Source organism: Pedobacter nyackensis (genome assembly GCF_900176505.1).
GTDB classification, from domain to species: domain Bacteria; phylum Bacteroidota; class Bacteroidia; order Sphingobacteriales; family Sphingobacteriaceae; genus Pedobacter; species Pedobacter nyackensis.
In genome coordinates, this window is the sequence record NZ_FWYB01000002.1 from 734,671 (window position 1) to 759,205 (window position 24,535).

A 24,535-nucleotide genomic window follows, 5' to 3' on the forward strand; every position below is an offset into this window, starting at 1 on the left:
TACAATCTATATCAATGACCATACACAAAGAAGGTTACACTACCATTGCATTATCAGTACTTTTCATCTTTATTCTGAATGCCGTTATTTCTTATAAATTCGATGATATAACCTGGTTAAGGTGGCTAATCTATATTTTCTCATTCGCACTTTTAGTTACCGTTTTACAATTTTTCAGAAATCCATCCCGCACATTTACTACCGGTGAAAATCTGGTAATCTGTCCTGCAGATGGAAAAGTTGTAGTGATTGAAGAAACCGAAGAAGGAGAATATTTTAAAGATAAAAGACTAATGGTATCCATATTCATGTCGCCGGTAAACGTCCATATCAACAGAAATCCTATTTCAGGTGTAGTTAAGTTCTTTAAATACCACTCAGGTAAATATTTAGCTGCATGGCATCCTAAATCGTCTACAGAAAATGAGCGTACAACAGTTGTTGTAGAACATAAAAACGGGACTCCTGTATTGTTCAGACAAATTGCCGGAGCGCTTGCCAGAAGAATTGTCTGGTATGTGAAGGAAGGCGATAAAGTTGAACAGAATAAAGAATTCGGTTTTATCAAATTCGGTTCAAGAGTAGATGTATTCTTACCTCTAGGCACCAAGGTAAATCTGGAGCTGAATCAGGTAGTAAAAGGCGGTATTACCGTATTAGCTGAACTTGCATAATAATTGAGGGGTAAATCCTCTTTTTAGGATATAAAAAAGCGCAGACATATATTGTCTGCGCTTTTTTATTGGCTAATTCGTTGAGTAAGCTTTCTCCTCAATTGATCTTTGTGTTGGATAGGCAAAGTCTGACCTATATTGTTTAACAATTTCTATCAGTTTAAAATTGATTTCTTCTTTCACTTTTACATGCTTACCGAACTCCATGTTTGTAACAAGGTAAACTACTTGAATATTTAAGGCAGAATCGCCAAAATTATCAAAAGCAGCATAACCATCCTTTGTATCCGGATGTGCCGCCAGAAAGCCTCCAATTGCCTCTAATATCAATTTAATATCTGCCGGATCCGTTTCATAAGTGATTCCGATAAAGAAATTCACTCTTCTATAGTTTCTGAGTGTTACATTTTCAAGTACGCCGTCGATCATAGCCCTATTAGGGATTACGATTGTGGTTTTATCCGGACTAATCAACCAGGTGCTTCTAAAGCCAACCTTTTCTATCGTTCCTTCAATTCCATCAACCTTAACAACATCTCCAACTGTAAAAGGCTTATCAAGAAATATGGTAAATGATCCGATCAGGTTCTCCAGACTTTCCTTGGCGGCAAGGGCAATTGCGATACCACCAATACCTAAACCTGTTATCAGTGTAAGGACATTGATTTCGAAAACAAAGCCGAGCAGCACAAAAAATCCAAGAAAACAGATTAATGTTTTGGTCAGTTCTTTTAAAAACGGCACCAATTGATCATCGGCCCTATTATTAGATTTTATAGCCTTATGCTTTAACACAAAGGCTATAAAATCAATTATTCTTAAAATAATCCAGAAAACTGCAAGGATAATCAGAAATAGAAAAATTTTATCTAAACAATCCCCAATAGTCACCTCAAGCTTCGTCTTCGGCTTATCCCAAAGCACGATATCAAGTGGGTGACTTAACTTATTGATCGCAAGATATATGGTACAAAAGGTGATGAATGACTCTATTGGCTTAATAAGCAGCGCAACAAAAGTATCGCCATTAACTTCCTCGGCAAAACTCTTAAATATCTTAAAAAGCGAAAGACTAAATAACCTGGAAACCAATCTTTTAAACAACAACCCCAATAAAACAATCCCCACAAAAACGCAGTATTGTTTAGCCGTATTACCCCAGAAAATCTGTTCAAAAAATTGATTGTCCATATTAATTATACCAATTGTTTTAATGCAATTTCAAATGCTGTTTTAGAAAGTCCAGTACGTTTATCAGATTCCAGATGTACGGCTTTCATTGCGTTATAGATCACCTGAGATGCATCTGTAAATATAGCATCATCACTCATCTCTATATTTCTTTGCATCAAATAAGCGAAAACTCTTGCCATACCGCAGTTTGAAATGAAATCAGGAATTACGGCAACATGCTCGTCAACATGCTCCATGATGCTTCCAAAGAAAATCTCTTTATCCGCAAAAGGAACGTTTGCACCGCAGGCAATCACTTCCAGGCCACCAGCGATCAACTGATCCACTTCATCTTGTTTAACAAGTCTAGATGCTGCCGCAGGAACAAATATCTCTGCACCTACATTCCAGATCTGCTTGCTAGCCTCTTCAAAAGAAATAAGATCCGGAGACACCAATGTGTTTCCAACTCTATTATTAAATAAAGCGATGATCTCCTCTTTAGTAAAACCTTCTTTATTGATCAATCCACCAACGCGGTCAATAATACCAACGATTTTTACGCCATTTTGAGCCAGATAATATCCTGCAGCTGCTGCTACATTACCCCAGCCTTGAATGATTGCGGTTTTGCCCGCTAATTCACCACCCCATATGCTATAAAAATGTGCAATCGACTCCGCTACACCGTAGCCGGTAATCATATCCGCAACTTTATATTTTCTTTTGATATCAGGCGTATAATTCAAATCCTCCAACACTTTGGATACGCCATAACGCAATTGACCAATCTGGTGAATACGTTCGTTTTCTCTGGCATGGTAGTGACCATTGATTACACCTTCCTGAGGATGCCATAAGCCATAATTCTCCGTAATAGGAATCACCTCATGAATCTCATCAATATTCAAATCCCCACCGGTACCGTAATAATTTTTTAATAAAGGCATTACAGCTTTGTACCAGCGCTCCAATACTTCTTTTTTTCTAGGATCAGCAGGGTCGAAGTTGATACCAGACTTCGCTCCACCAATCGGAGGTCCTGATACCGTAAATTTCACTTCCATTGTTTTCGCAAGAGATTCAACTTCTCTTTTGTCGAGGCCCTTACGCATCCGTGTACCACCACCGGCAGCTCCACCACGCAGCGAATTGATCACAACCCAGCCCTCAGCTTCAGACTCCTTATCTTTCCACTCAAAAACAATCTCCGGTCGCTTCTCCTCAAATTTCTTTAACAGTTCTTTCATTATTATATTAAGTTAGTTGGCGCAAAGATATACAAACAAAAAAACCTCACCGATATGATCGGTGAGGTTAATATATTTTTTTTTAAATATCTAAACTCTTTTAGATTTTATACGAGCTGCTTTACCAGTTAATTCACGTAGATAAAATAATTTCGCTCTGCGAACTTTACCATGGCTATTAACTTCTATCTTAGCGATATTCGGAGAATTGATAGGGAATATACGTTCCACACCAACACCGTTAGACATTTTACGAACGGTAAACGTTTCGCTAGCACCAACGCTATTACGTTGTAATACTACGCCTTGGTAAATTTGAATACGTTCTTTATTACCTTCGCGAATTTTATAGTGAACACTCACTGTATCTCCTGATTTGAAGGCAGGAAAGTCATTTTTTGCGATTACCTGCTCTTCAACAAATTTTACTAAATCCATGATTTTAAGCTATTAAGCCGACTTTTTGTTGTTTAAAATCGGACTGCAATATTAGGGATTTTATTTTAAAAATAAAAGCATTTTTTATTTTTTTCCACATTCTTTTAAATTTCCACATTCCCAAAGTAAAACACAGCACCTTAGTAATCAGGCTAAAATAAGAATCTGAAAGCGATGAACCCGCTTTAATTCATCAATTAGGGCGATTGATACAAATAGCTCAAACCACTACTTGAACAATGCAATTCAAAAAAATAAAAACAAAAAAATAATATTTACTTTTTCTGGTTTTGATAAATTAATGTTTTCAAATCGGTTCCCTTAATCGTTATATTTTCGAGACCACCTCTCTTCATATTAAACAGAATTTCCATTTTTCTGACCAGGTGATAGGGAATGTCTGCCAAGTCATCGCTTTTTATGTTACGGTAATTATGAAAGGTATTTAATGAAATATCCAATTCTTTTGGAATGATTTTCCTTGCCGCAGAATACTCAACAACATTCAACTGATATAAATACTCATTGATCTTATACTTATACATATCTTAAAATTTAGGTTAGCTGATCTTTAGTATACTATCTACGGGAGTCCTCAGATTGCAAAAGCTCCTTTAAAGGTTTACAGCTCATATTTCTGTTCCTCAGCTCCCCAACCTTCATTTCAAATAATTTTTCAAACAGCATCACTTTTTCATGAGGAATATCCTGTAAATCGTCTATTAGAATATTCCGGTAATTATGAAACGTATTTAAGGATACCCCTAAAACTTTTGGGATAACCCTGACCGCTTCTCTGTATTGAGATACCGGCAGGCGCAACAAAAAATCATTTATTTTGTACTTCCTTACTTTGTTTGTCATGGCATGTATATTTAGTTAGTGTTAATTCGATTCTTCTCTTCGTACTTAAAATAACGACAAACGCATATTTTTTTAGCGTGAATCTACTAAAATTCGAATACAATAACCAAATAAACTAAATTATTTTTTTAGCAACACCTTTAACGGGACACAAAAAAATAAGGCACAACCAATTAAACTACATAAAAAATGTAGCAACAAATAGATAACCTGAAAATAATATTAATCCTCTAAGAGATCTGGTCTGCGGGTTTGCGTACGGATCAACGCCTGATCGTGGCGCCACTCATTGATTTTAGCCTCATGGCCACTCAGTAAAACATCAGGAACCTTATGCCCCCTCCAGTCTGCCGGCCTCGTATAAACAGGCGCATCCAGCAATTCACCCTGAAAACTGTCAGACAATGCAGAAGTTTCGTCATTTAAAACCCCCGGAATTAACCGCACAATAGCATCAACAAGCACTGCGGCTGGCAATTCGCCACCAGAAAGTACATAATCACCTATTGAGATTTCCCGGGTCACAAATAAATCCCTGATACGTTGGTCTATGCCTTTATAATGACCGCACAGGACCATGATATTTCCCTTTCCTGAAAGCTCATTAGCAATCGTCTGGTTAAAAGTTTCACCATCCGGACTCATGAAGATAACCTCATCATATTTGCGTTCAGCATGAAGCGCCTCAATGCACCTGGCAAAAGGCTCTATTGACATCACCATCCCGCTGCCACCACCATAAGGGTAATCATCCACACTTTTCTGCTTGTTAGTGGCGTAGTCCCTCAAATTATGGACAACAATTTCTGCTATGCCCTTCTTTTGGGCCCGTTGAAGAATAGAATGAGCAAAAGGACTGTCCAGCAAATCAGGTAAAACAGATATGATATCGAAACGCATGTTGTAAAGTTAAATTAATTTGACAGATAAATATCCAGTAATCCTTCCGGCAGATCCACCAATAAAGTCTCTTCCTCTTCATCAATTTCAACAATCATGTCCTCATTTAGAGGGAACATAATCTCCGTGCCTTTGTATAAAACCGTTGCTACGAACTGCTGTGGATATTCATTCACCTCAATAATTTCCCCCAATTCTCCCTGCGTCTCATCCGAAACGATAAAGCCTTTAAGATCATTGTAATGAAAATCGTCGTCCGAGCGATCCGGCATCTTAGATAAGGGAAGATAGATTTTCTTCCTTACCAAAGCCTGAGCTTTGTCTATATGATCAACATCATCGAAATAAAAATTGCCCGTATTATTGGTTTGCAACTTACAGGACGACACAAAAAACGGAACCATTTTACCATTGATCTCTGCAAAAACCACATCCAGATCTAACAATCCCGGTTCATCATATTCAAAAAATAATTGAACCTCACCCTTTAACCCTTTTGTCTTGGTAATGTACCCTATGTAAAACGCTTCTTCTTGTGTCATAAATACCTATAATAAAAATAGCGAAGAATTCATTTTCATGAAATTTCTTCGCTATCATTCAGAATAACAAAAATATTATGCTTGTTCTTCTTTGTTTTCTTCAGCAGCAGGAGCTTCAGCTACAGGAGCCTCTTCAGCAGCAGCAGTTTCTTCAACTACTTCTTCTTCCGCTACAACTTCTTCAACCGGTGCATTTTTAATTGCTAAAGCAGCAGCACGATCAGCATTTTTCTTAGCTTCAGCAGCTAAAGCAGCTTTCTTAACTTCCTCTTTAGATTTAGTTAAACTGTCTTTTTTACCGTCAATCTGACCAGCTTTTGCAGCTAACCATTCAGCAAATTTAACTTCAGCTTGCTCAGCAGTTAATGCGCCTTTTTTAACACCACCTTCTAAGTGTTTTTTGTATAAAACACCTTTGTAAGAAAGGATAGCACGACAAGTATCCGTAGGCTCAGCACCTTTGTTTACCCAGTCTAAAGTTTTATCGAAATTGATATCAATGGTTGCAGGATTGGTGTTTGGGTTGTAAGAACCTAAACGCTCAATGAATTTACCATCTCTTGGTGAACGGGAATCCGCTACCACTACGTGGAAAAAAGGTTTCCCTTTTTTACCGAATCTTTGCAATCTGATTTTAGTTGCCATTTCTTCTTTGTTTTTATGTATTCAACATAGTTCCCGGAGCTTCATGCTTGCGGGGTTGCAAAAGTAAGTAAAATACTAATGATTAACAAGATGCAATATTTTTTAATTCATTACCTAAACTATTCCATGATTTAAGATATTTGAATAAAACAAAATGAAATGAGAATAGCCATTGATATGGATGAAGTGTTAGCTGATCCCTTGAGTAAATTCATTAAACTATATAATCGCGACTATGGTGTGCCTTTAAATCTTATTGTTGATCCGGGCAACGAAATCTATCATCATGTTCCTGAGCACGCCAACAACAAATGGTTCGATTACATCAATGAAAAGGGCTTTTTTAGAGACCTTCCTGTTATTGAAGGCAGCATTGAGGCTGTTAAACGACTGCAAGAAAACAATGAAGTATATATCGTTTCGGCAGCAACAGAATTTAGAAACTCCTTAGAAGATAAACTCGACTGGCTAGCCGATCATTTTCCTTTTATAAGCTGGAAAAACATCATATTCTGTGGCGACAAAATTGTCAATGTAGATATAATGATAGACGATCGCATTAAAAACTTTCAAGGCTTTGAGGGGCGGAAATTATTATTTTCCTCTCCCCACAACCTATTGATTACAGGTTACGAGCGTGTAGACACGTGGCAGCAGGTTCTCGAGAAATTGTCATAATAACTGTAACATTATCCATTTCCAACTATCAAATCCTTAAAAAATATCCATATGCTGATTACAACAACAAACACAATAGAAGGCAAAAAAATAGTCAAATATATTGGCCTTGTTAGTGGCGAAACCATCATTGGCGCCAATATTTTTAAAGACCTTTTTGCCGGAATCCGCGATATCGTTGGCGGCAGATCCGGTTCATATGAACAAGTATTAAGAGAAGGAAAAGAGACCGCAGTAAATGAAATGCAGCAATATGCTGCAGCAATGGGCGCCAATGCCATTATTGGTGTAGACCTTGATTACGAAACCGTAGGAAGCGGTGGTAGCATGCTGATGGTAGCCGCAACAGGTACCGCAGTAATTATTGAATAAAATAGTAAAGGCCCTTTAAAGGGCCTTTTTTATTATAATGATAATATCTCTACCAGTTTTAACCAGGCCGGACTTACCTCCTCAGCATCTATATGCTTTATAGCATGTCCAAATGGCGTAAACACAAGTTCTCTGTTTACCTGTCCAACCATTACACCGGACTGACCATTGATTACTCCTTCAACTGCTGCAACACCAAAACGGCTAGCTAACACTCTGTCCATACAACTAGGTTTACCTCCGCGCTGAATATGCCCCAATACAGAAACCCTGATGTCGTAGTTAGGAAATTTCTTCTTCAAAGCCTCTCCTACATTAAAAGCACCCCCCACTTCATCACCTTCTGCAACCACAACAATCTTAGAAGCCTTATCCTTACGACCGCTTTCCAATCTGGTAATCAATCCTTCCACACCCATATTAGCTTCCGGAATAAGGATTGCCTCAGCTCCAACACCAATACCACTCCTTAAAGCAATCAATCCTGAATCTCTTCCCATCACCTCAACGATAAACAACCGGTCGTGCGATTCAGCTGTATCTCTAATCTTATCAACCGCATTTACAACGGTATTGATAGCCGTATCGTAACCGACCGTAAAATCAGTTCCCTGCAAATCATTATCAATAGTACCAGGCAAGCCAACGATAGGGAAATCAAATTCAGCGCTGAATAAATTAGCCCCTGTAAATGTTCCATCCCCACCTATCACGATCAACGCATCTATATCATGTTTTTTTAACTGCTCATATGCCTGAGCACGTCCTTCCGTTGTCCGGAAAGCATCACTACGTGCTGTTTTTAAGATTGTACCTCCACGTTGAATAATATTGGCCACAGATTTCCTGTTCATCTCGATAAAATCTCCATGAACTAAACCTTCGTAGCCTCTTAAAATACCCGTAACTTGTAAATCGTAATAAATTGCCGCTCTAACAACTGCCCTAATGGCAGCATTCATTCCAGGAGCATCGCCACCTGAAGTTAATACTCCAATATTTTTTATTTTATTCATTTAGTTTCTCCGTCGGATTAAAAATACTTCTACTACTGAGTCGGTGAAAATAACCATAATCTTTAAATGTTGTTTAAAAATTCTACTTCTTTAAAATTATAGTGCTTTTCAATCCCATTACTTAACATCACAAGCAAGCCCTGCTCAGTCACATCTATTATCGTTCCCTCAAAAACTTCCCCGAGACGCCGGTACGATGCCTTTTCCTTAAATCTGTACAGCCCGGAAAGGTAAGAATTCTGCAAACTATTAAAGTTCCCAGATCTTAATCTCAGGTACTGAGCCTCAATATGAGTGCAAATTTTTGCTAAAAGCTCCAATAAATTAACATCCCGTTGTAAAATTTTACCCATTGAAATCGGTCGATTTAATAGCATCGGATCAAAATTCAACTGGTTTACATTGATTCCTATTCCTACGATACCAGCTTTATATTTACTTCCCGATAAGATGTTTTCAATTAAAATCCCTCCAAGTTTCTGATCATTATAATATAGATCATTAGGCCATTTCACCTTCAGTCCACCGCCTAAAAAATCATTTATCGCATCCCTAACACCCACACTAACAGCCATATTAAGTAGAAACTGACTGGTTATAGGTAAAAAGAGGGGGCTTAGATAAATACTGAAAGTAAGGTTCATACCAGGTTCCGAGTACCAGGTATTCTCCTGTTGCCCTCTACCAGCAAATTGTTTATCTGCCATAATTACAGTCCCTTCGGCTAATGGCTCGGAATTTGACACAATTGCTTTTAAAAAGTTATTGGTAGAATCAACCTCAGGTAATCTGATCAAATTTTGACCAACAAATAATGTGGGAAAAGTGTTATTTTGCAAGTGTTGATTGTATATTTGTTTATCAAAATTAAAACATTTTAATGGTAAAAACTAAAATTGGAAACCTTTCTACATACCTCTCAGAGATAGCTGTATCAGGCATACAGGAAAAAAAAGGACACGACATTGTAAGGCTAGATTTAAGAGAACTTAACAGTTCAGTTTCTGATTATTTTATCATCTGCAGCGCAGATTCCTCTATCCAGGTAAAGGCAATTGCCGATAGTGTAGAAGAAGAAATCTATAAGAAAACTCAAACTAATCCATGGAGAAAAGAAGGTCAGGAGCATGCCGACTGGATTATCCTTGATTATTTTGACGTAGTAGTTCACATATTTAAAACCGAAAAGCGCGAATTTTATGGTATTGAAGACCTTTGGGGAGATGCCCAGTCTACGTCATACCAAAGCGCCTAATCATTCACCTCCATTTTTTAAATGATGAAAGAGAATCCTAATACGAAGCCCAAATTGAAGATCCCAAATATTCCTAAAAAACCTCAAAAAGGTTCAAAATTTAATATTTTTTGGGTATATGCTGCTATTATTCTAGGGCTGATCTTACTGCAATTCCTGTTTAGCGGGGATACTGCAAAGACCATTCCGTATCGCACATTTGAAACACAAATGCTGATACCGGGTGATGTAGATAAATTAATCGCCTACAAACACGAAGATCTGGTTAAAGTTGAGGTCTACATTAAAAAGGACAAACTTAAACTTCCTAAATATAAAGACTACCTGAGCAAGAGTAATTTTGGTGCTGCAGAAGCCCCGACAGTTTATTTCAATGCAGGCTCTTTTGATCAGCTGGATAAGGATCTGAAAGAGGCTCAAAAAGACATACCTCCATTACAACAGGTGCTGGCTGAAAAAATAACCAGACAGAGTTCTTTTAACTCCTGGTTCTTAACTATAATCTTACCTGTTTTATTATTTATCGCTTTCTGGATCTTTATCATGCGTCGTATGGGCGGTGGTGCCGGTGGCGGTGGTGGTCAGATTTTCAATATCGGAAAATCAAAAGCCACCCTATTCGATAAAGAAAGTCAGGTAAACGTTACTTTTAACGATGTAGCTGGTCTTGAAGAGGCGAAACAAGAGGTTATGGAAATCGTTGACTTCCTTAAAAACCCTAAAAAATACACCAATTTAGGGGGTAAAATCCCTAAAGGAGCCCTATTGGTAGGTTCTCCGGGTACAGGTAAAACGTTATTGGCTAAAGCAGTTGCCGGCGAGGCGCAAGTACCTTTCTTCTCGCTTTCAGGTTCAGACTTTGTTGAGATGTTTGTTGGAGTTGGTGCTTCACGTGTTCGTGATTTGTTTAAACAAGCCAAAGATAAAGCGCCTTGTATCATCTTTATTGATGAGGTTGATGCGATCGGTCGTGCTCGTGGTAAAAACAGCATGATGGGTGGAAATGACGAGCGTGAAAACACACTAAACCAGTTACTGGTTGAAATGGATGGTTTTGGTACTGATTCAGGAATTATCATTCTTGCAGCTACAAACCGTCCGGATGTATTAGACTCTGCCCTATTGAGACCAGGTCGTTTTGACAGACAAATATCAATTGATAAACCTGATTTAGTTGGACGTGAACAAATCTTTAAAGTTCACCTTAAACCAATCAAAACCGATCAGATCGTTGATGCCAAAAAGCTTTCTGCACAAACTCCGGGATTTGCAGGTGCTGAAATTGCCAACGTTTGTAATGAAGCAGCGCTAATTGCTGCCCGTCGCAATAAGGATTTTGTAGACATGCAGGATTTCCAGGATGCTATTGACCGCGTAATTGGTGGTTTAGAGAAGAAAAATAAAATCATCTCTCCGGAAGAAAAACGAATCGTTGCTTATCATGAAGCCGGTCACGCCATCGCTGGTTGGTTCCTTGAGCATGCCGATCCTTTGGTAAAAGTATCTATCGTTCCCCGTGGTGTTGCCGCATTAGGTTACGCACAATACCTTCCTAAAGAGCAGTTCCTGTATACTACAGAACAGTTGACCGATGGAATGTGTATGACTATGGGTGGTCGTGTTGCTGAAGACATCGTTTTTGGTAAAATATCTACAGGTGCACAAAATGACCTGGAACGTATCACCAAGTTATCATATGCCATGGTAACGATTTATGGTATGAACAGTACCATTGGGAATGTATCCTTCCATGATCCTCAGAACGAATACAACTTCAACAAGCCATATTCTGAAAAAACTTCAGAAATGATTGATCACGAAGTTCGTCTGTTAATTGCTGAGGTATACGTAAGAACTAAAGCATTACTTACAGAAAAAAGAGACGGTTTAGAAAAACTAGCTCAAAAATTAATTGAAAAAGAGATTCTTTTCCAAGCCGATTTAGAGGAAATTTTAGGCAAACGTCCTTTTGATAACCGTACTACTTACGACGAATTTGTAAATGGTACAGGCGATCAGAAGCCTGCAGCCGAAGGATTGTTGCATGATGGAGTTGGCGACACTGCAACACCAATAAACCCGGTACAAACAGAATCTTAATCACAATATTTATGGAACAGCCATTCCAATATGTGGAATGGCTGCAAATCCATCTTTTATGCAAGAAAACATTTCTTCAAAAGAGCTCATGCTAAAAAAGATAAGAAAAGCCCTTCTGGAAAGAAGAGATAATCCTTATCCAAATTTAGAAGATACTCCCCTCTACACAGAGAGCCCAGACCACCGGGAATATCCGGAAATCTTATTTGCAGAACAGCTTACCGCAGTTTCAGGCAATTTCATCTACTGTGAAAATGGAATAGAATTTATTGAAAACATCCTGCAGCTAGCCGAAAAATTTAATTGGAGAAAAATATACTGCTGGGAACCTGAATTACAGGATTTGCTTGCTGCCTATGAATTTCCCTTTTATCAGACCGATAAAGACTTTGAAATGGCAGAGGTAGGCATAACACTATGCGAAGCCTTAATTGCCCGTAATGGCTCTGTTATGGTCTCAAATCAGAATGCCGCTGGCCGTAGATTAAGCATCTTCCCGCATCATCACATTGTTATTGCCCGTACCGGACAAATGGTAATGGATTTAAAGGATGCTTTTAAATTGATAAAAAACAAATACAGCGATCAAATTCCATCAATGATCAGCACCATCACTGGACCTAGCAGAACCGCCGATATTGAGAAAACTTTAGTACTCGGCGCTCATGGACCAAAGGAATTATTCGTATTTTTAATTGAAGATTTTTCATAATCTAATATATTTATTCTAATTTTATACTGTACACCAAATCAGTATATGGTTCAAAATGGGCATTAAAACAAACTTAAACTCAGTTATTAAGGGTACCGGAAGCTATATTCCAGAAAATATTATCGCAGGAAATGCCTTTTTAAACGCCACGTTTTACGACAATGGCGTAAAGCTGGACAAAGAAAACAGCGAAATAATCAGCAAATTCTCAGAGATCACAGAAATTAACGAACGTCGTTATATAGATGAGGATCAGGTAAGCAGTATTATCGCTGCGATTGCCGCGCAGCGAGCAATAGACGACGCCAAAATTGATAAAGAAACGCTTGATCACATTATATTCTGTCACAATTTTGGAGATGTTAAGATGGGAAGTAACCGTATGGATATTCTTCCTTCACTGGCTGCCAAAATTAAACAGGCATTACGAATTGAAAATCCTGATTGCGTAGCTTACGACTTAATTTTTGGTTGTCCAGGTTGGGTACAGGGTGCCATACAAGCCAATTACCTTATCCAAAGCGGCGATGCAAAGCGTGTAATGGTTATCGGTGCAGAAACCCTATCCAGAATCATCGATGCGCATGATCGAGACAGTATGATCTTCTCAGATGGCGCAGCAGCGGTTATTTTCGAAGCACAGGAAGACGATGCTCCACTAGGTATCATTGCTCATAAAACACAAACGCACGCTATTAATCACGGCTCATTACTGGTTATGGGAAAAAGCAATAACCCAGATGAGCAAAGCGGAAATGCTTACCTAAAAATGAACGGCCGAAAGCTGTATGAATTTGCCGTATTAAACGTACCACAAGTCGTAAAAACAGCAATTGATAAATCTGGTATTGACATAAAAGACATTAAAACCGTTTTCATTCATCAGGCAAATGGTAAAATGGATACAGCTATTATGAAACGTTTATTTAAGTTGTACAACCTGGATACTGTACCTGAAAATCTGGTACCTATGACCATATCCTGGTTAGGAAACAGCTCGGTCGCCAGCATACCTACTCTACTCGACCTCGTACTTAAAGGTCATGTTGAAGGCTACAAGGTTAATAAGGGTGATTATACCGTGTTTGCTTCAGTTGGCGCAGGTATGCATATCAACGCATTTGTTTACCGCTTTTAATTCATTCTTTTCAAACTGTCTCGGGCTTCACTTTCAATACTGTTTTCATATTGATGGCCTTTCATATTGATAGCTGTATTAAAACAAGTTCTGGCTTGGGGATAGCTCTTTTTCATCATATAGATCTTCCCCATACTTAAGGCCGATTTGGCCGAGAAATAAGCTTTTAAACCTTTACCGTAATTCACTGCTTTCTGATAGTTCTCCAGCGCAGCGTCCCATTTACCTAGCTCATCGCTATTTCTGCCCAGGCGGTAATAATATTCTGTCTTATCCTTTACAGCAGTTAAATCTTCCGCTTTAATTCCAGCCAATATCTCCATTGATTTGCTGTAATAACCACCATCAAATAACAACCTTGCCTTTAAAAGTCCAACATTAGGCACACCAGCTGCTACCTCCTGCAAAGCCTGCTTATCCCGTTCATGAATAGCATATCCTACCCCCTTAACCTTAGCTATATTCTGATTATAGCCTTTACCGTCACCCGAAATCAATTCGATCCAGGCCAGGTGCAAATAACTATCCTTAATGTAACTTACCCCCTTATTACTCTGCAAAAACTTATTAAAGTGAGCTGCAGCGCTCATATCCAGCTTATTTAATCGCGCAATGCCCATCAGATAATCCAGATAAGGAAAGGACTGGTATTGGGGGCCTGTAGGTTTTGCCCCTAAGGTTGTAATCGCTTCTTCATTATGCCCTCTTTTGGCACATACATAAGCTTTAAGGTAAGATTTAAGCAAACTGGTGTCTGAGATCCTTGAAACATATTTCGTCGTTTCTGCGTACGCATTTTCACTATGTGTCACATCTGTCAGCACAAATGCATAATAAAAGACCACTTCTTCATAAAAAGGTTCAAATGAAGAAGCCGGTAAACCCGTTGCCAATCTTTGCATCATGGCTAATCCCGTCTTTACATTCCCTTTAATACCAAAAGTCGAAAGCGTACTCTTCATCAAGCCATCAGGTAAACTACCCAAAACCGCATTAATCAGCCCCAGCCCCTTGGCATTCAATTGAAAAGAAGGAAATTTCTTTGTATTCTCCTGCAGATAAACATTTGCCTTTTTTATCTCCATTGCCGCATTAAACTGCTCACCAAACCGTCCTCTGATCAAGGCCCATTGCAGGTTAATTTCTGCCTGTGCATACAACCGATAAGGCGATTGCGCATCATCATCTTCAATCTGATCTAATCTCGCATTTTTGTGTCCTTTTAAGCGCTCAAACTCATCCTTACTATCGCTGCACAACAGCTGAAAGAAATCAGCATAATTTTCCAATAAAGGAACGATAGAGTTCTTTGGATTGCTTCGCTTTTCGGCGGCAATAATCTGCCTCGCAGCATTGAGTTTAAGTTCAAATATAAGCCCGTATGCTTTTAAACAATTTGCATTGAAATCAAATTTAGCAAACAATGATCCTGGCAAAAAGAGCAGGAAAAGAGCGAAAAAGAGTTTATTCATGGGTAGTGTAGACTTCATAAGGGTAAATTTAAACACAAAAAAAAGGCCAGATGGAATTTCTGACCCTTTTTAATATTGTAATAGCTGGTTTTAAACCGGAGCCACTTCCTGAGTAAGCGCTTCGTCAACTAAAATTCTTCCACAATGTTCGCAAACGATGATCTTTTTACGTTGACGGATATCCAACTGACGTTGAGGTGGAATCTGGTTAAAACATCCTGAGCATGAATCACGGTCGATAGTAACTACCGCTAAACCGTTATTTGCATTTCCTCTCAATCTGTTGTAAGCAACCAATAATCTTTCGTCGATCTGAGTTTCAGCTTTCTCTGATTTTTTAAGCAAGCCTTGCTCATCTTTCTCCGTTTCAGCAGTAATGGTCTCTAACTCACTTTTTTTAATCTCAAGATCTTTTCTTCTTGATTCTAAATCAGCAAGCGCTTTATCATAAATCTCCGTTTTTTGAGTAATGTCAAATCCGAACTCTCTGATCTTCTTCTCACAAACCTGAATCTCAAGCGTTTGTATCTCAACCTCTTTAGTTAAGGCATCATACTCACGGTTATTTTTAACGTCTTTTAATTGAGTTTCATATTTTTTGATCAGGCCTTGAGCATCCTTGATCATATTTTTACGCGTTACAATGGCATCTTCAGTATCATCCAATTCGCCTTTGAATTTTTGTATACGTGTTTCCAGACCTGCAACGTCATCTTCTAAATCGGCAACTTCCATTGGAAGTTCGCCACGTATCTGACGTATTTTATCAATCTGAGTATGCAGGGTTTGTAATTCGTATAAAGCTTTTAGCTTTTGCTCTACAGTTTGTTCCATTAAATGAAATAATTTATGGGGTTTGTGTTATGCTCCGTTAAACGGATTGCAAAGTTAGGAAATTTTTCTTGAATAATATCTATCAACAAATCAGATGTAAATTGTTCACTTTCAAAGTGTCCGATATCTGCGATCACTATTTTTTCATCGGCATCAAAAAACTCGTGGTATTTAAAATCCGCGGTGACAAAAGCGTCTGCTCCTGCGGCAATGGCATCCTTCAGTAAAAAGCTACCTGATCCACCGCAAACAGCTACCTTTCTGATCTTTTTAGGTAGCAAACGTGTATGCCTGATCACAGTAGCATCCATGTTGTTTTTTACCAACCTCAAAAACTCAGCCCCTTCCATTGGTTCTTCCAGCCAACCAATCATTCCGGCTCCAACAGTATCCAGTTTATTCTCTAATGCATAAACATCATAGGCTACCTCTTCATATGGATGATGCTCGAATAGAGCTAGCAGTACTTTTCGCTCATCCTGAACCTTAAAAATGGTCTCTATCCTAACCTCAGGCTCCAGGTGCTGAATACCTCTTTCTCCTACAAAAGGATCTGTATCCTCACCTGCGTTAAAGGTGCCAAACCCTTCTGAATTGAAACTACATTCGCTGTAATTAGAAATATCTCCGGCTCCTGCAGCAAATAGCGCATCTCTTAATACGTCTGCCTGAGCAATTGGACAAAAAGTAATCAGTTTCTTTAAAATGGCGCTTTTAGGGCTTAATATCTTCGTGTTCCGTAAACCCAATCGGCTACAAATCACTCCATTTACCCCATATTGCACATGATCCAGATTCGTATGTATCGCATACAAAGCAATGTTGTTTTTTATTGCCTTCAACACTACCCGCTCTACATAGTTCTTTCCGGTAATCTTTTTCAGTCCCTTAAAAACTATGGGATGATGCGTAATGATCAGGTTACAATTATGCAGTATAGCCTCATCAACAACGCTTTCTACGCAATCCAAAGCAACTAATGCTCCGTGTATCTCCTCATTGGGATCGCCCACTATCAAGCCCGAATTGTCGTAATCTTCCTGGTAATTTAAAGGCGCAAACGCCTCCAGGTGCCTTATTAAAACAGATAACTTCATATCAGGTAAAGATACGAGATTTTTTTACTAAAGATTACCCATTTTTACCATTTGCAGGCTTTCAAACACCATTTTCTGGTTGTACTCGAAAGCAAGACTTTTATGGTTAATCAAATCTATAATTGTCCCGATAAAACATAATCCTGCAGTGAAAAAATATAGAATACCCATACCGATTTGTCCTACTAAAAACCTTGATAATCCAAATACAAAAAACCCAAGGATGCAATAAAGAATCATATCATCCGGATTTCTTCTTTTGCTACTGTAGATCATTAAAAAAGCTCTTAATTGTTGTTCGCTAAATCCTGTAGTTGCACTTTGCAAATACGCATATTCCTGTGGCGAGATGCCCGGCAGCGACATAAATGGTGAATCAAACATATCTTTCCTCCTTATACTTTAAGCCTAATTCCTTAAGCGTAATAAAATTCTTTTTAATCAAACCAACTATCCTACTGCCTATAATCAGCAATGCCGGTATACCAAACCAGTGCTGCTCCAGGCTTGCTCCAAAATTGCCCTGCAGCAAATGCGCAATAGACCTTCCTACTCCACAACCCGGGCACCAGGTAAAGCCCATATTGGCCAGCGGACAAAGTGTAAAATGTGGTTCCGAACCATGGTCATGTACATCCGTCATTCCAAGCAACACCAAAGCCATAATCCAAACGATTAATTCAAACGGCAAACGCTTTAATATTTTCATTTTACAGCATCATTTTTACCTAAAGGTAAACAATCTTTCCGCCAGAACGCAGTACTCCTCTCTTTTTTACCCTTTTAAGCTTTAGATCAGATGATTGAAATTTTGTTACATTTAAAGCTCGCCATAAATATTACATTTGTAATGTGAACATTCGCGACCTGATCAACAGATACAAAACAGATGAGCGTATTGTAGCATTGGCAAAGGCCCTTAACGCGGGCAAGGGCACCAAACTTCAGCTTAAAGGCTTAGTGGGTTCTTCCGACGCAACAATAGCAGTGGCTACTTATTTTCTTTTACATAAGCCTCAATTATTTATACTTCCTGATAGAGAAGAAGCCTCGTATTTCCTGGCCGATCTGGAAAGCATACTCGACAAAGAAGTATTGCTTTTCCCTTCGTCATTTCGTAAGGCCTTCGATTTTACACAGGTAGACACCGCTAATGTACTGGCTCGGGCAGAGGTTTTAAATGAATTAAACCACCATTCGGAATATGGAAAAATCGTAGTTTCCTATCCGGAAGCTATTGCTGAAAAAGTTATAAACCGTGAAATTCTTGAAAAAAACACGCTTGAAATCAGCTTAAATGCCAAATTAGGCATCGATTTCATTAATGAGTTTTTATTCGATTACGATTTTAACCGTACCGACTTCGTGTATGAACCCGGACAGTTTTCTATCCGTGGTGGTATTGTTGATATATTTTCATTTTCCCATGATCTGCCATATCGTATTGAGTTTTTCGGCGATATTGTAGAAAGCATTCGTACTTTCGAGATCGAAAGTCAGCTCTCTGTTGAAGATGTAAAAACACTGACCATCATTCCAAATGTACAGTCTAAATACCTCACCGAAAACAACATCAGTATTCTTGATTATATAGAAAAAGATACCCAACTGTGGTTTAAGGATGTAGAATTTACCTTAGACATTGTTAAAGGCGGCTATAAAAAAGCCGTCGAATTATGGAAAGCGCTTCCTGCAAAAGAGAAGCAGGAAAATCAGGACTGGATAGACCCCAAATTCGCCTTCACCGACGAAAAAATGATGGGGGATATGTTCCATGATTTCCCACTTATTGAATTTGGAAAGCAATTCTTCTATAAAACAGATGATGTATTTCAATTCGAAACAAAACCTCAACCTTCTTTTAACAAGGACTTTACCTTGCTGATCCATAACCTTAAGGAAAACGAAAAGCAAGGTATACACAACTTTATTTTCAGTTCGTCTACCAAGCAAACTGAACGCCTATATGCCATATTTGACGATATTGATAAGACGGCTAAATTTACTCCGGTAAACATTCCTTTAAGGGAAGGTTTTGTGGATGGGCAGCAAAAACTAGCTTTTTACACCGATCACCAGATATTTGATCGCTTTTATAAATACAAGCTTAAAAGAGGTTATCAGCGCAGTCAGGCCATCACTCTGAAAGAACTGAGAGACCTTAAACCAGGCGATTTTGTAACCCATATTGACCATGGAATAGGGAAGTATGCCGGACTTGAAAAAGTAGAGGTAAACGGCAAAACCCAGGAAATGATCAGGCTCGTATATGCAGATAATGACCTGCTATATGTAAATATTAACTCCTTAAACCGCATTGCTAAATACAGTGGAAAGGATGGTACAGCCCCAAAAATGAATAAATTGGGTACCGAAGCCTGGGATAAACTTAAAAAGACGACTAAAAAAAAAGTTAAAGACATCGCCCGCGATCTGATCAAGCTATATGCTTTGAGAAAATCCCAGGTTGGAACGGCTTTTAGTCCGGACGGCTACCTGGAAACGGAACTAGAGGCTTCTTTTATTTATGAAGATACTCCTGATCAGGAGAAGGCTACTGCAGATGTTAAAAAGGACATGGAAGCACCTCATCCAATGGACAGACTGGTATGTGGTGATGTTGGGTTTGGCAAGACAGAAATTGCCATCAGAGCTGCCTTTAAAGCCGTTGCAAATGGCAAACAAGCCGCTATTCTGGTACCTACAACGATTCTTGCCTTACAGCATTTTAAAACCTTTTCAGGCCGTTTAAAAGATTTCCCTTGTACGGTCGATTACATCAACCGTTTTAAAACCAATAAACAAATTAAAGAAACCCTCGCCAAACTGGCTGAAGGTAAAGTTGATATCGTAATCGGCACACACCGCTTACTTAGTAAAGACGTAAAATTCAAAGATCTGGGTATCATGATCATTGATGAGGAACAGAAATTTGGGGTAACATCCAAAGAAAAGCTACGTGCTTTACGTGTAAACGTAGATACGCTAACACTCACAGCAACACCAATACCACGTACTTTACACTTCTCGTTAATGGGTGCAAGAGATTTATCCATCATGAGCACACCGCCACCAAACAGACAGGCGGTGAACACAGAATTGCATGTTTTTAATGATAAATTGATTCAGGAAGCTGTACAATTTGAGTTGGACAGGGGTGGGCAGGTTTTCTTTATCCATAATCGCGTAAACGATTTGCCTCAATTAGGCGGTTTGATTAAAACTTTGGTACCAAAAGCACGCATAGGTATTGCTCACGGACAACTAGATGGCGACCAGCTAGAAGATGTCATGCTTGATTTTATCAATGGTGAAAAAGATGTTTTAGTAGCCACAACCATTATCGAAGCTGGTTTGGATATTCCAAATGCCAATACGATCGTCATCAACCATGCACATATGTTTGGTCTGAGTGATTTACACCAGATGCGGGGCAGGGTAGGACGCTCCAATAAAAAAGCTTTCTGCTACTTATTGAGTCCGCCACTATCTACCCTCACTTCTGAAGCCAGAAAACGTCTTAGTGCTATTGAAGAGTTTTCAGACCTTGGGAGCGGCTTTAATATTGCGATGAGGGATTTAGATATCCGAGGTAGTGGAAACCTCTTAGGCGCAGAGCAAAGTGGCTTTATCGCCGAAATAGGATTCGAGATGTACCATAAAATCCTGGATGAGGCCATTCAGGAACTTAAAACAGATGAATTTAAGGACCTCTTTAAAGATGAGCCTTTACGTCCGTTTGTTAATTTTACTCAGATTGATACCGACCTGGAACTATATATCCCGGATGATTATGTGACCAATATTACTGAAAGGTATAACCTGTATACAGAACTATCAAAAATTGAAGATGAGACGCAGTTAAAGGCCTTTGAAGGCTCTTTAAAAGATCGCTTTGGTCCAATTCCTGCACCAGTAAAAACGATGCTGAATGTGTTGAGGTTACAGTGGGTAGCTAAAAAATTAGCCTTCGAAAAGATAACCTTTAAAAAAGGCATCCTTCGTGGCTATTTCATCACCGATAAGCAATCGGCATTTTTTGATTCTGTAATGTTCAATAAAATATTGCATTTTGCACAGATCCATCCACGTTTATGCAACCTCAAGGAAGTAAAAGATTCATTGCGCATTGCTTTTGATAACCTGAATACGATAGACGAAGCTGTAGAAATGCTGGAAATGGTGGTTAAATAAACCCAATAAAATGAATCCTCAGCTGCTGCAAGACCTTGTTACCATGAAAATGCCCTTTGGAAAATATAAAGGTCGCACCATGTGTGATTTACCGGAATCCTACTTAGTTTGGTTCCAACAGGAGGGCTTTCCGCCAGGTAAACTAGGCGAGATGATCGCCACACTTTATGAAATTAAGCTAAACGGTCTGGAATATTTACTGCAACCCCTAAAGAAAAAGTAGTGTTCTGCCGACTCCTAAAAGGACTATACAAGTCCATAGTGAGTCCATGTCCGGTCCACTACTCATTATGAGCATGTATAAAGTAAAAAAGAAATAGCTTAGTTAAGGATCAGATAGAGGTAGGTATACACAATAGGAGCTGCTATCAAAAGGCCGTCAAAACGATCTAAAATACCCCCATGACCAGGTAATATGTTCCCGGAGTCTTTTACATTAAGGCTTCGCTTAAGCATAGATTCTACTAGATCTCCGAGTGTACCGAAACAAACAATCAATACAGACATTCCACCTAATACAAGCGGATTAAGTTCTGTAAAACATAAAGAAATGGCATAAGAAGCCAATACACTGATCAACATGCCACCAAAAAAACCTTCCCATGACTTCTTTGGTGAATGGCGTTCGAATAAACGTGTTTTACCAAATTTAGTTCCAAACAGATAAGCACCCGTATCACTAGCCCAAAGCAACAGTAAAAAAGTAAGTGGCAAATGGAAATTATATTCTGCAGTATTTTGCATAAACCCTAGGGCGTAAAAAAAGCAAAAGGGCACTGTAATGTAAACAAAACCCACAAATGTGTAGGAAATATTGGTAAATGGCGTTTTATCCTTTTTATATAATTCACTGATAAATACAGAGAAAATTATAGGGATAATCAGCAACATAAATTTAGTGTCGAACTGCAATAAATGATAGCCTGCAGTCATTAAAAATATCAATGTAGCAACCAATAAAGCAATGTTTTTATGCGGTTTGATACCTACAGTTTTAATCATACCAAAGAATTCCATCAATGCTACAAGACTTAAAATCAGGTAGAAAAAAGTAAAAGTATAGGCGCCTAAAAAGATAGAGCCAAGCATCACAATGGTAAAAAAGAAAGCAGTTATTGCTCTGGTTTTCATCTATTTATTTTTTGTTTTTAATTGTCAGATGGGAGCCTTTGATGATTATTTTAATCATGTCGGGTTCATTTAGTTTGTTTTTTAAAATATTGAAATAGCAAAAAGGTCATTACAGCACTGATGATATAGCCATACCAGGCTACATTTATTGTCTTATCGGCCTCCGACAAAGGTATATTGTTTTTTTGCATATACCATGCTGCACACACCGCATAAGCATTATTTATAAAATGACCGAATATAGCATACCATAAACTGCCGCTCCAGAAATAAAGATAGCCAAAACCCGCACCCAGAAATAACCTTGGTAAAAAGCCATAAAACTGCATGTGAATGGCACTGAATACAAAAGCAGAAAACCATATAGCCACATGCGGATTATGAAACATCCGGCCTAAAATACGTTGTACACCGGCTCTGAACATCAGCTCTTCCGCTACAGCAGGCAATAAGGCAATCATTCCAATATTGAGCAAAAATATGCCCATATTGTCCATTTTTAAAAGCGCCTTCGTTGTTTCCATTCCCTGCTCTTCAGCAGCTTTCATCCAGTCTTCAAGCGCTTTAAACTGTGCTGGCAACACCATTTTCTGATTAAAATTAACGATTAGTTCCATAACAGGCAGCGAACAAATCATGAGCAGCAAAACGATAAAAAACGATTTTAGTTCCGGCTTTTTAAAACCATAAAATACATTTAACCTTTGTCCCTCAGTTTTAGCCAACAACAAAGCAGGAAATAAAAAAAGACCAAACTGCTGAGCGGTTAAAAAAATCCTTTGCGCAGGTAAATATTGGGGCTTAGTACCCATCAGCTCATCCAGATTGTTAAAAATATCGGCCCCATACATCAGGTAAACAATACCAAAGCCAATTGCAGAAGCTGCAATTAAACCAATTATCGCATAAAATACCAGCATGAGCAGCTGAACGAAAGGGCTGTTCTCTTCCCTCAATTTTTGTATGGAGTTCATTTTCTGTAATATTTGTACCTTTGTGCCGTTAATTTTGGCAATGAAGATAGAGAAATGTCGGTAAAGATAGGAAATATTGATCTGGGAGAATTCCCTTTGTTACTTGCTCCCATGGAGGATGTAAGCGATCCACCTTTTCGTTTCGTATGTAAACAAAGTGGGGTTGATATGATGTACACTGAGTTTATTTCATCAGAGGGACTGATCAGAGATGCTGCAAAAAGCAGAGCTAAGCTTGATATTTTTGAGTATGAAAGACCAATTGGTATTCAAATATTTGGTAGTGAGATAGATCATATGCGCGAAGCAACTGAAATTGCTACGCTTGCCGGACCCGATTTAATGGACATCAATTACGGTTGTCCGGTTAAACAGGTAGCTTGTAAAGGTGCAGGTTCTGCATTATTACAAGATATTGACAAAATGGTAAAAATGACTGAAGCGGTTGTTAAAGCCACACATTTGCCAGTAACGGTAAAAACCAGATTAGGCTGGGATGATACCACTAAAAATGTAGAAGAAGTTGCTGAGCGTTTGCAGGATATTGGTATACAGGCATTAACCATTCACGGTCGTACCAGGGCACAATTGTATAAAGGACAGGCAGATTGGACATTAATCCGTGAGATCAAACGTAACCCAAGAATTAAAATCCCTATTTTTGGAAATGGGGATGTAGATAGCATTCAGAAAGCAGCGGATTGGCGCCTGGAATATGAAATAGATGGGATCATGATCGGCAGAGCTGCTATTGGTTATCCATGGATATTCAGGGAAATCAGACACTTTTTCAATACCGGTGAAATTCTGGCAGGTCCAACTATTGAAGAACGGGTATCAGTTTGCAGAACGCATTTCGAAAAATCAATTGCCTGGAAAGGACCAAGGGTTGGTATTTTTGAAATGAGAAGGCATTATGCTAACTATTTTAAAGGAATTCCAGACTTTAAAGGTTATAGAATGCAATTAGTTAAAGAAGAAAATATTGATACTATTCATAGTATATTAGACGAAATAGCATACAAATATCATAACCTTCACCTCAATGGTGAAATGGCCTGATTTTTGAAAACTAC

At 38.6% G+C, this 24,535-nt stretch carries 27 protein-coding genes; 10 read left to right on the forward strand and 17 right to left on the reverse strand.

Translation table 11 applies throughout. The features are described from left to right. The first annotated feature begins 14 nt into the window (after positions 1-14). Positions 15-674: a phosphatidylserine decarboxylase family protein gene (locus tag B9A18_RS07390; protein ID WP_084288601.1), complete on the forward strand. Its 660-nt coding sequence runs from the start codon at positions 15-17 to the stop codon at positions 672-674. A gap of 72 nt (positions 675-746) precedes the next feature. Here B9A18_RS07390 and B9A18_RS07395 read toward each other — a convergent pair whose 3' ends face one another. The 8 genes from B9A18_RS07395 to B9A18_RS07430 all read right to left on the reverse strand — a co-directional run bounded on the left by B9A18_RS07395 (position 747) and on the right by B9A18_RS07430 (position 6,486). Continuing rightward, complete coding sequence (locus tag B9A18_RS07395; protein WP_235005257.1) at positions 747-1,865, reverse strand: mechanosensitive ion channel family protein; 1,119 nt, start codon at positions 1,863-1,865, stop codon at positions 747-749. Positions 1,866-1,870: 5 nt separating this feature from the next. Then, complete coding sequence (locus B9A18_RS07400; protein ID WP_084288603.1) at positions 1,871-3,097, reverse strand: Glu/Leu/Phe/Val dehydrogenase dimerization domain-containing protein; 1,227 nt, start codon at positions 3,095-3,097, stop codon at positions 1,871-1,873. Positions 3,098-3,187: 90 nt separating this feature from the next. Continuing rightward, entirely contained in the window at positions 3,188-3,535 is a 348-nt protein-coding gene (gene rplS, locus B9A18_RS07405; protein ID WP_084288604.1) for a 50S ribosomal protein L19, read from the reverse strand. 275 nt (positions 3,536-3,810) lie between these two features. Beyond that, positions 3,811-4,080: a hypothetical protein gene (locus B9A18_RS07410; protein ID WP_084288605.1), complete on the reverse strand. Its 270-nt coding sequence runs from the start codon at positions 4,078-4,080 to the stop codon at positions 3,811-3,813. 34 nt (positions 4,081-4,114) lie between these two features. Beyond that, positions 4,115-4,399 carry a hypothetical protein gene (locus tag B9A18_RS07415; RefSeq protein ID WP_084288606.1) on the reverse strand — a complete coding sequence of 95 codons (285 nt, stop codon included), beginning with the start codon at positions 4,397-4,399 and terminating at the stop codon, positions 4,115-4,117. A 222-nt stretch (positions 4,400-4,621) separates the two neighbouring features. After that, the gene (trmD, locus tag B9A18_RS07420; RefSeq protein WP_084288607.1) at positions 4,622-5,299 is read right to left on the reverse strand and encodes a tRNA (guanosine(37)-N1)-methyltransferase TrmD; all 678 of its coding nucleotides are present in this window, start codon (positions 5,297-5,299) and stop codon (positions 4,622-4,624) included. Positions 5,300-5,313: 14 nt separating this feature from the next. Beyond that, complete coding sequence (gene rimM / locus B9A18_RS07425; protein ID WP_084288608.1) at positions 5,314-5,841, reverse strand: ribosome maturation factor RimM; 528 nt, start codon at positions 5,839-5,841, stop codon at positions 5,314-5,316. Positions 5,842-5,916: 75 nt separating this feature from the next. Continuing rightward, positions 5,917-6,486, reverse strand: a complete 570-nt coding sequence (locus B9A18_RS07430) for a 30S ribosomal protein S16 (RefSeq protein WP_084288609.1) — start codon at positions 6,484-6,486, stop codon at positions 5,917-5,919. A gap of 159 nt (positions 6,487-6,645) precedes the next feature. Between B9A18_RS07430 and B9A18_RS07435 the strand changes: the two genes are divergently transcribed. Further along, entirely contained in the window at positions 6,646-7,164 is a 519-nt protein-coding gene (locus tag B9A18_RS07435) for a 5' nucleotidase, NT5C type (RefSeq protein ID WP_235005258.1), read from the forward strand. A 51-nt stretch (positions 7,165-7,215) separates the two neighbouring features. Continuing rightward, complete coding sequence (locus B9A18_RS07440) at positions 7,216-7,536, forward strand: heavy metal-binding domain-containing protein (RefSeq protein ID WP_084288610.1); 321 nt, start codon at positions 7,216-7,218, stop codon at positions 7,534-7,536. A 32-nt stretch (positions 7,537-7,568) separates the two neighbouring features. Here the strand turns inward: B9A18_RS07440 and pfkA are convergent, their stop codons facing one another. Continuing rightward, complete coding sequence (gene pfkA / locus B9A18_RS07445) at positions 7,569-8,552, reverse strand: 6-phosphofructokinase (RefSeq protein ID WP_084288611.1); 984 nt, start codon at positions 8,550-8,552, stop codon at positions 7,569-7,571. Positions 8,553-8,614: 62 nt separating this feature from the next. Further along, positions 8,615-9,349 (reverse strand): biotin--[acetyl-CoA-carboxylase] ligase, encoded by a 735-nt coding sequence (locus tag B9A18_RS07450; RefSeq protein WP_235005259.1) that lies wholly within the window; start codon positions 9,347-9,349, stop codon positions 8,615-8,617. 83 nt (positions 9,350-9,432) lie between these two features. On the opposite strand from B9A18_RS07450, the gene rsfS reads away from it, so the two are divergent. The 4 genes from rsfS to B9A18_RS07470 are packed head-to-tail and all read left to right on the forward strand — an operon-like array spanning position 9,433 to position 13,757. Continuing rightward, complete coding sequence (rsfS, locus tag B9A18_RS07455) at positions 9,433-9,807, forward strand: ribosome silencing factor (RefSeq protein ID WP_084288613.1); 375 nt, start codon at positions 9,433-9,435, stop codon at positions 9,805-9,807. A gap of 24 nt (positions 9,808-9,831) precedes the next feature. Then, positions 9,832-11,907 (forward strand): ATP-dependent zinc metalloprotease FtsH, encoded by a 2,076-nt coding sequence (gene ftsH, locus B9A18_RS07460; protein ID WP_084288790.1) that lies wholly within the window; start codon positions 9,832-9,834, stop codon positions 11,905-11,907. A gap of 58 nt (positions 11,908-11,965) precedes the next feature. Continuing rightward, positions 11,966-12,619, forward strand: a complete 654-nt coding sequence (locus tag B9A18_RS07465; protein ID WP_084288791.1) for a LutC/YkgG family protein — start codon at positions 11,966-11,968, stop codon at positions 12,617-12,619. Positions 12,620-12,674: 55 nt separating this feature from the next. Next, positions 12,675-13,757 carry a 3-oxoacyl-ACP synthase III family protein gene (locus B9A18_RS07470; RefSeq protein ID WP_084288614.1) on the forward strand — a complete coding sequence of 361 codons (1,083 nt, stop codon included), beginning with the start codon at positions 12,675-12,677 and terminating at the stop codon, positions 13,755-13,757. Here B9A18_RS07470 and B9A18_RS07475 read toward each other — a convergent pair. From B9A18_RS07475 to B9A18_RS07495, 5 genes are all read right to left on the reverse strand, one after another. Beyond that, a complete protein-coding gene (locus tag B9A18_RS07475) occupies positions 13,754-15,247 on the reverse strand; it encodes a tetratricopeptide repeat protein (RefSeq protein WP_084288615.1) in 1,494 nt (497 codons plus the stop codon). The two genes, B9A18_RS07470 and B9A18_RS07475, sit on opposite strands and share 4 nt — an antisense overlap. A 72-nt stretch (positions 15,248-15,319) precedes the next feature. Then, positions 15,320-16,063 carry a zinc ribbon domain-containing protein gene (locus B9A18_RS07480; RefSeq protein WP_084288616.1) on the reverse strand — a complete coding sequence of 248 codons (744 nt, stop codon included), beginning with the start codon at positions 16,061-16,063 and terminating at the stop codon, positions 15,320-15,322. Then, a complete protein-coding gene (locus tag B9A18_RS07485; protein WP_084288617.1) occupies positions 16,063-17,160 on the reverse strand; it encodes a Nif3-like dinuclear metal center hexameric protein in 1,098 nt (365 codons plus the stop codon). Before B9A18_RS07485 ends, B9A18_RS07480 begins: the two co-directional genes overlap by 1 nt. Positions 17,161-17,187: 27 nt before the next feature. Next, a complete protein-coding gene (locus tag B9A18_RS07490; protein ID WP_084288618.1) occupies positions 17,188-17,544 on the reverse strand; it encodes a TM2 domain-containing protein in 357 nt (118 codons plus the stop codon). After that, positions 17,537-17,869, reverse strand: coding sequence for a DUF2752 domain-containing protein (locus tag B9A18_RS07495; protein ID WP_084288619.1), 333 nt, complete (start codon positions 17,867-17,869; stop codon positions 17,537-17,539). Before B9A18_RS07495 ends, B9A18_RS07490 begins: the two co-directional genes overlap by 8 nt. A gap of 143 nt (positions 17,870-18,012) precedes the next feature. On the opposite strand from B9A18_RS07495, the gene mfd reads away from it, so the two are divergent. Together mfd and B9A18_RS07505 are read left to right on the forward strand one after the other, a co-directional pair. Next, positions 18,013-21,354 (forward strand): transcription-repair coupling factor, encoded by a 3,342-nt coding sequence (gene mfd / locus B9A18_RS07500; RefSeq protein ID WP_084288620.1) that lies wholly within the window; start codon positions 18,013-18,015, stop codon positions 21,352-21,354. A 10-nt stretch (positions 21,355-21,364) separates the two neighbouring features. Continuing rightward, positions 21,365-21,577 (forward strand): DUF3820 family protein, encoded by a 213-nt coding sequence (locus tag B9A18_RS07505; RefSeq protein ID WP_084288621.1) that lies wholly within the window; start codon positions 21,365-21,367, stop codon positions 21,575-21,577. Positions 21,578-21,675: 98 nt separating this feature from the next. Here B9A18_RS07505 and B9A18_RS07510 read toward each other — a convergent pair whose 3' ends face one another. Further along, a complete protein-coding gene (locus B9A18_RS07510) occupies positions 21,676-22,485 on the reverse strand; it encodes a phosphatidate cytidylyltransferase (protein WP_084288622.1) in 810 nt (269 codons plus the stop codon). Between the two features lie 65 nt (positions 22,486-22,550). Continuing rightward, positions 22,551-23,459, reverse strand: coding sequence for a CPBP family intramembrane glutamic endopeptidase (locus B9A18_RS07515; RefSeq protein ID WP_084288623.1), 909 nt, complete (start codon positions 23,457-23,459; stop codon positions 22,551-22,553). 54 nt (positions 23,460-23,513) lie between these two features. Here B9A18_RS07515 and dusB point away from each other — a divergent pair, with 54 nt between their 5' ends. Beyond that, a complete protein-coding gene (dusB, locus tag B9A18_RS07520) occupies positions 23,514-24,521 on the forward strand; it encodes a tRNA dihydrouridine synthase DusB (RefSeq protein WP_084288792.1) in 1,008 nt (335 codons plus the stop codon). Positions 24,522-24,535 lie beyond the last annotated feature (14 nt).

Bases quoted from the DNA above. Each gene is read 5' to 3' on its own strand.
- B9A18_RS07390 (WP_084288601.1), top strand. From the start codon at position 15: ATGACCATACACAAAGAAGGTTACACTACCATTGCATTATCAGTACTT.
- B9A18_RS07395 (WP_235005257.1), bottom strand. From the start codon at position 1,865: ATGGACAATCAATTTTTTGAACAGATTTTCTGGGGTAATACGGCTAAA.
- B9A18_RS07400 (WP_084288603.1), bottom strand. From the start codon at position 3,097: ATGAAAGAACTGTTAAAGAAATTTGAGGAGAAGCGACCGGAGATTGTT.
- rplS (WP_084288604.1), bottom strand. From the start codon at position 3,535: ATGGATTTAGTAAAATTTGTTGAAGAGCAGGTAATCGCAAAAAATGAC.
- B9A18_RS07410 (WP_084288605.1), bottom strand. From the start codon at position 4,080: ATGTATAAGTATAAGATCAATGAGTATTTATATCAGTTGAATGTTGTT.
- B9A18_RS07415 (WP_084288606.1), bottom strand. From the start codon at position 4,399: ATGACAAACAAAGTAAGGAAGTACAAAATAAATGATTTTTTGTTGCGC.
- trmD (WP_084288607.1), bottom strand. From the start codon at position 5,299: ATGCGTTTCGATATCATATCTGTTTTACCTGATTTGCTGGACAGTCCT.
- rimM (WP_084288608.1), bottom strand. From the start codon at position 5,841: ATGACACAAGAAGAAGCGTTTTACATAGGGTACATTACCAAGACAAAA.
- B9A18_RS07430 (WP_084288609.1), bottom strand. From the start codon at position 6,486: ATGGCAACTAAAATCAGATTGCAAAGATTCGGTAAAAAAGGGAAACCT.
- B9A18_RS07435 (WP_235005258.1), top strand. From the start codon at position 6,646: ATGAGAATAGCCATTGATATGGATGAAGTGTTAGCTGATCCCTTGAGT.
- B9A18_RS07440 (WP_084288610.1), top strand. From the start codon at position 7,216: ATGCTGATTACAACAACAAACACAATAGAAGGCAAAAAAATAGTCAAA.
- pfkA (WP_084288611.1), bottom strand. From the start codon at position 8,552: ATGAATAAAATAAAAAATATTGGAGTATTAACTTCAGGTGGCGATGCT.
- rsfS (WP_084288613.1), top strand. From the start codon at position 9,433: ATGGTAAAAACTAAAATTGGAAACCTTTCTACATACCTCTCAGAGATA.
- ftsH (WP_084288790.1), top strand. From the start codon at position 9,832: ATGAAAGAGAATCCTAATACGAAGCCCAAATTGAAGATCCCAAATATT.
- B9A18_RS07465 (WP_084288791.1), top strand. From the start codon at position 11,966: ATGCAAGAAAACATTTCTTCAAAAGAGCTCATGCTAAAAAAGATAAGA.
- B9A18_RS07470 (WP_084288614.1), top strand. From the start codon at position 12,675: ATGGGCATTAAAACAAACTTAAACTCAGTTATTAAGGGTACCGGAAGC.
- B9A18_RS07475 (WP_084288615.1), bottom strand. From the start codon at position 15,247: ATGAAGTCTACACTACCCATGAATAAACTCTTTTTCGCTCTTTTCCTG.
- B9A18_RS07480 (WP_084288616.1), bottom strand. From the start codon at position 16,063: ATGGAACAAACTGTAGAGCAAAAGCTAAAAGCTTTATACGAATTACAA.
- B9A18_RS07485 (WP_084288617.1), bottom strand. From the start codon at position 17,160: ATGAAGTTATCTGTTTTAATAAGGCACCTGGAGGCGTTTGCGCCTTTA.
- B9A18_RS07490 (WP_084288618.1), bottom strand. From the start codon at position 17,544: ATGTTTGATTCACCATTTATGTCGCTGCCGGGCATCTCGCCACAGGAA.
- B9A18_RS07495 (WP_084288619.1), bottom strand. From the start codon at position 17,869: ATGAAAATATTAAAGCGTTTGCCGTTTGAATTAATCGTTTGGATTATG.
- B9A18_RS07505 (WP_084288621.1), top strand. From the start codon at position 21,365: ATGAATCCTCAGCTGCTGCAAGACCTTGTTACCATGAAAATGCCCTTT.
- B9A18_RS07510 (WP_084288622.1), bottom strand. From the start codon at position 22,485: ATGAAAACCAGAGCAATAACTGCTTTCTTTTTTACCATTGTGATGCTT.
- B9A18_RS07515 (WP_084288623.1), bottom strand. From the start codon at position 23,459: ATGAACTCCATACAAAAATTGAGGGAAGAGAACAGCCCTTTCGTTCAG.
- dusB (WP_084288792.1), top strand. From the start codon at position 23,514: ATGTCGGTAAAGATAGGAAATATTGATCTGGGAGAATTCCCTTTGTTA.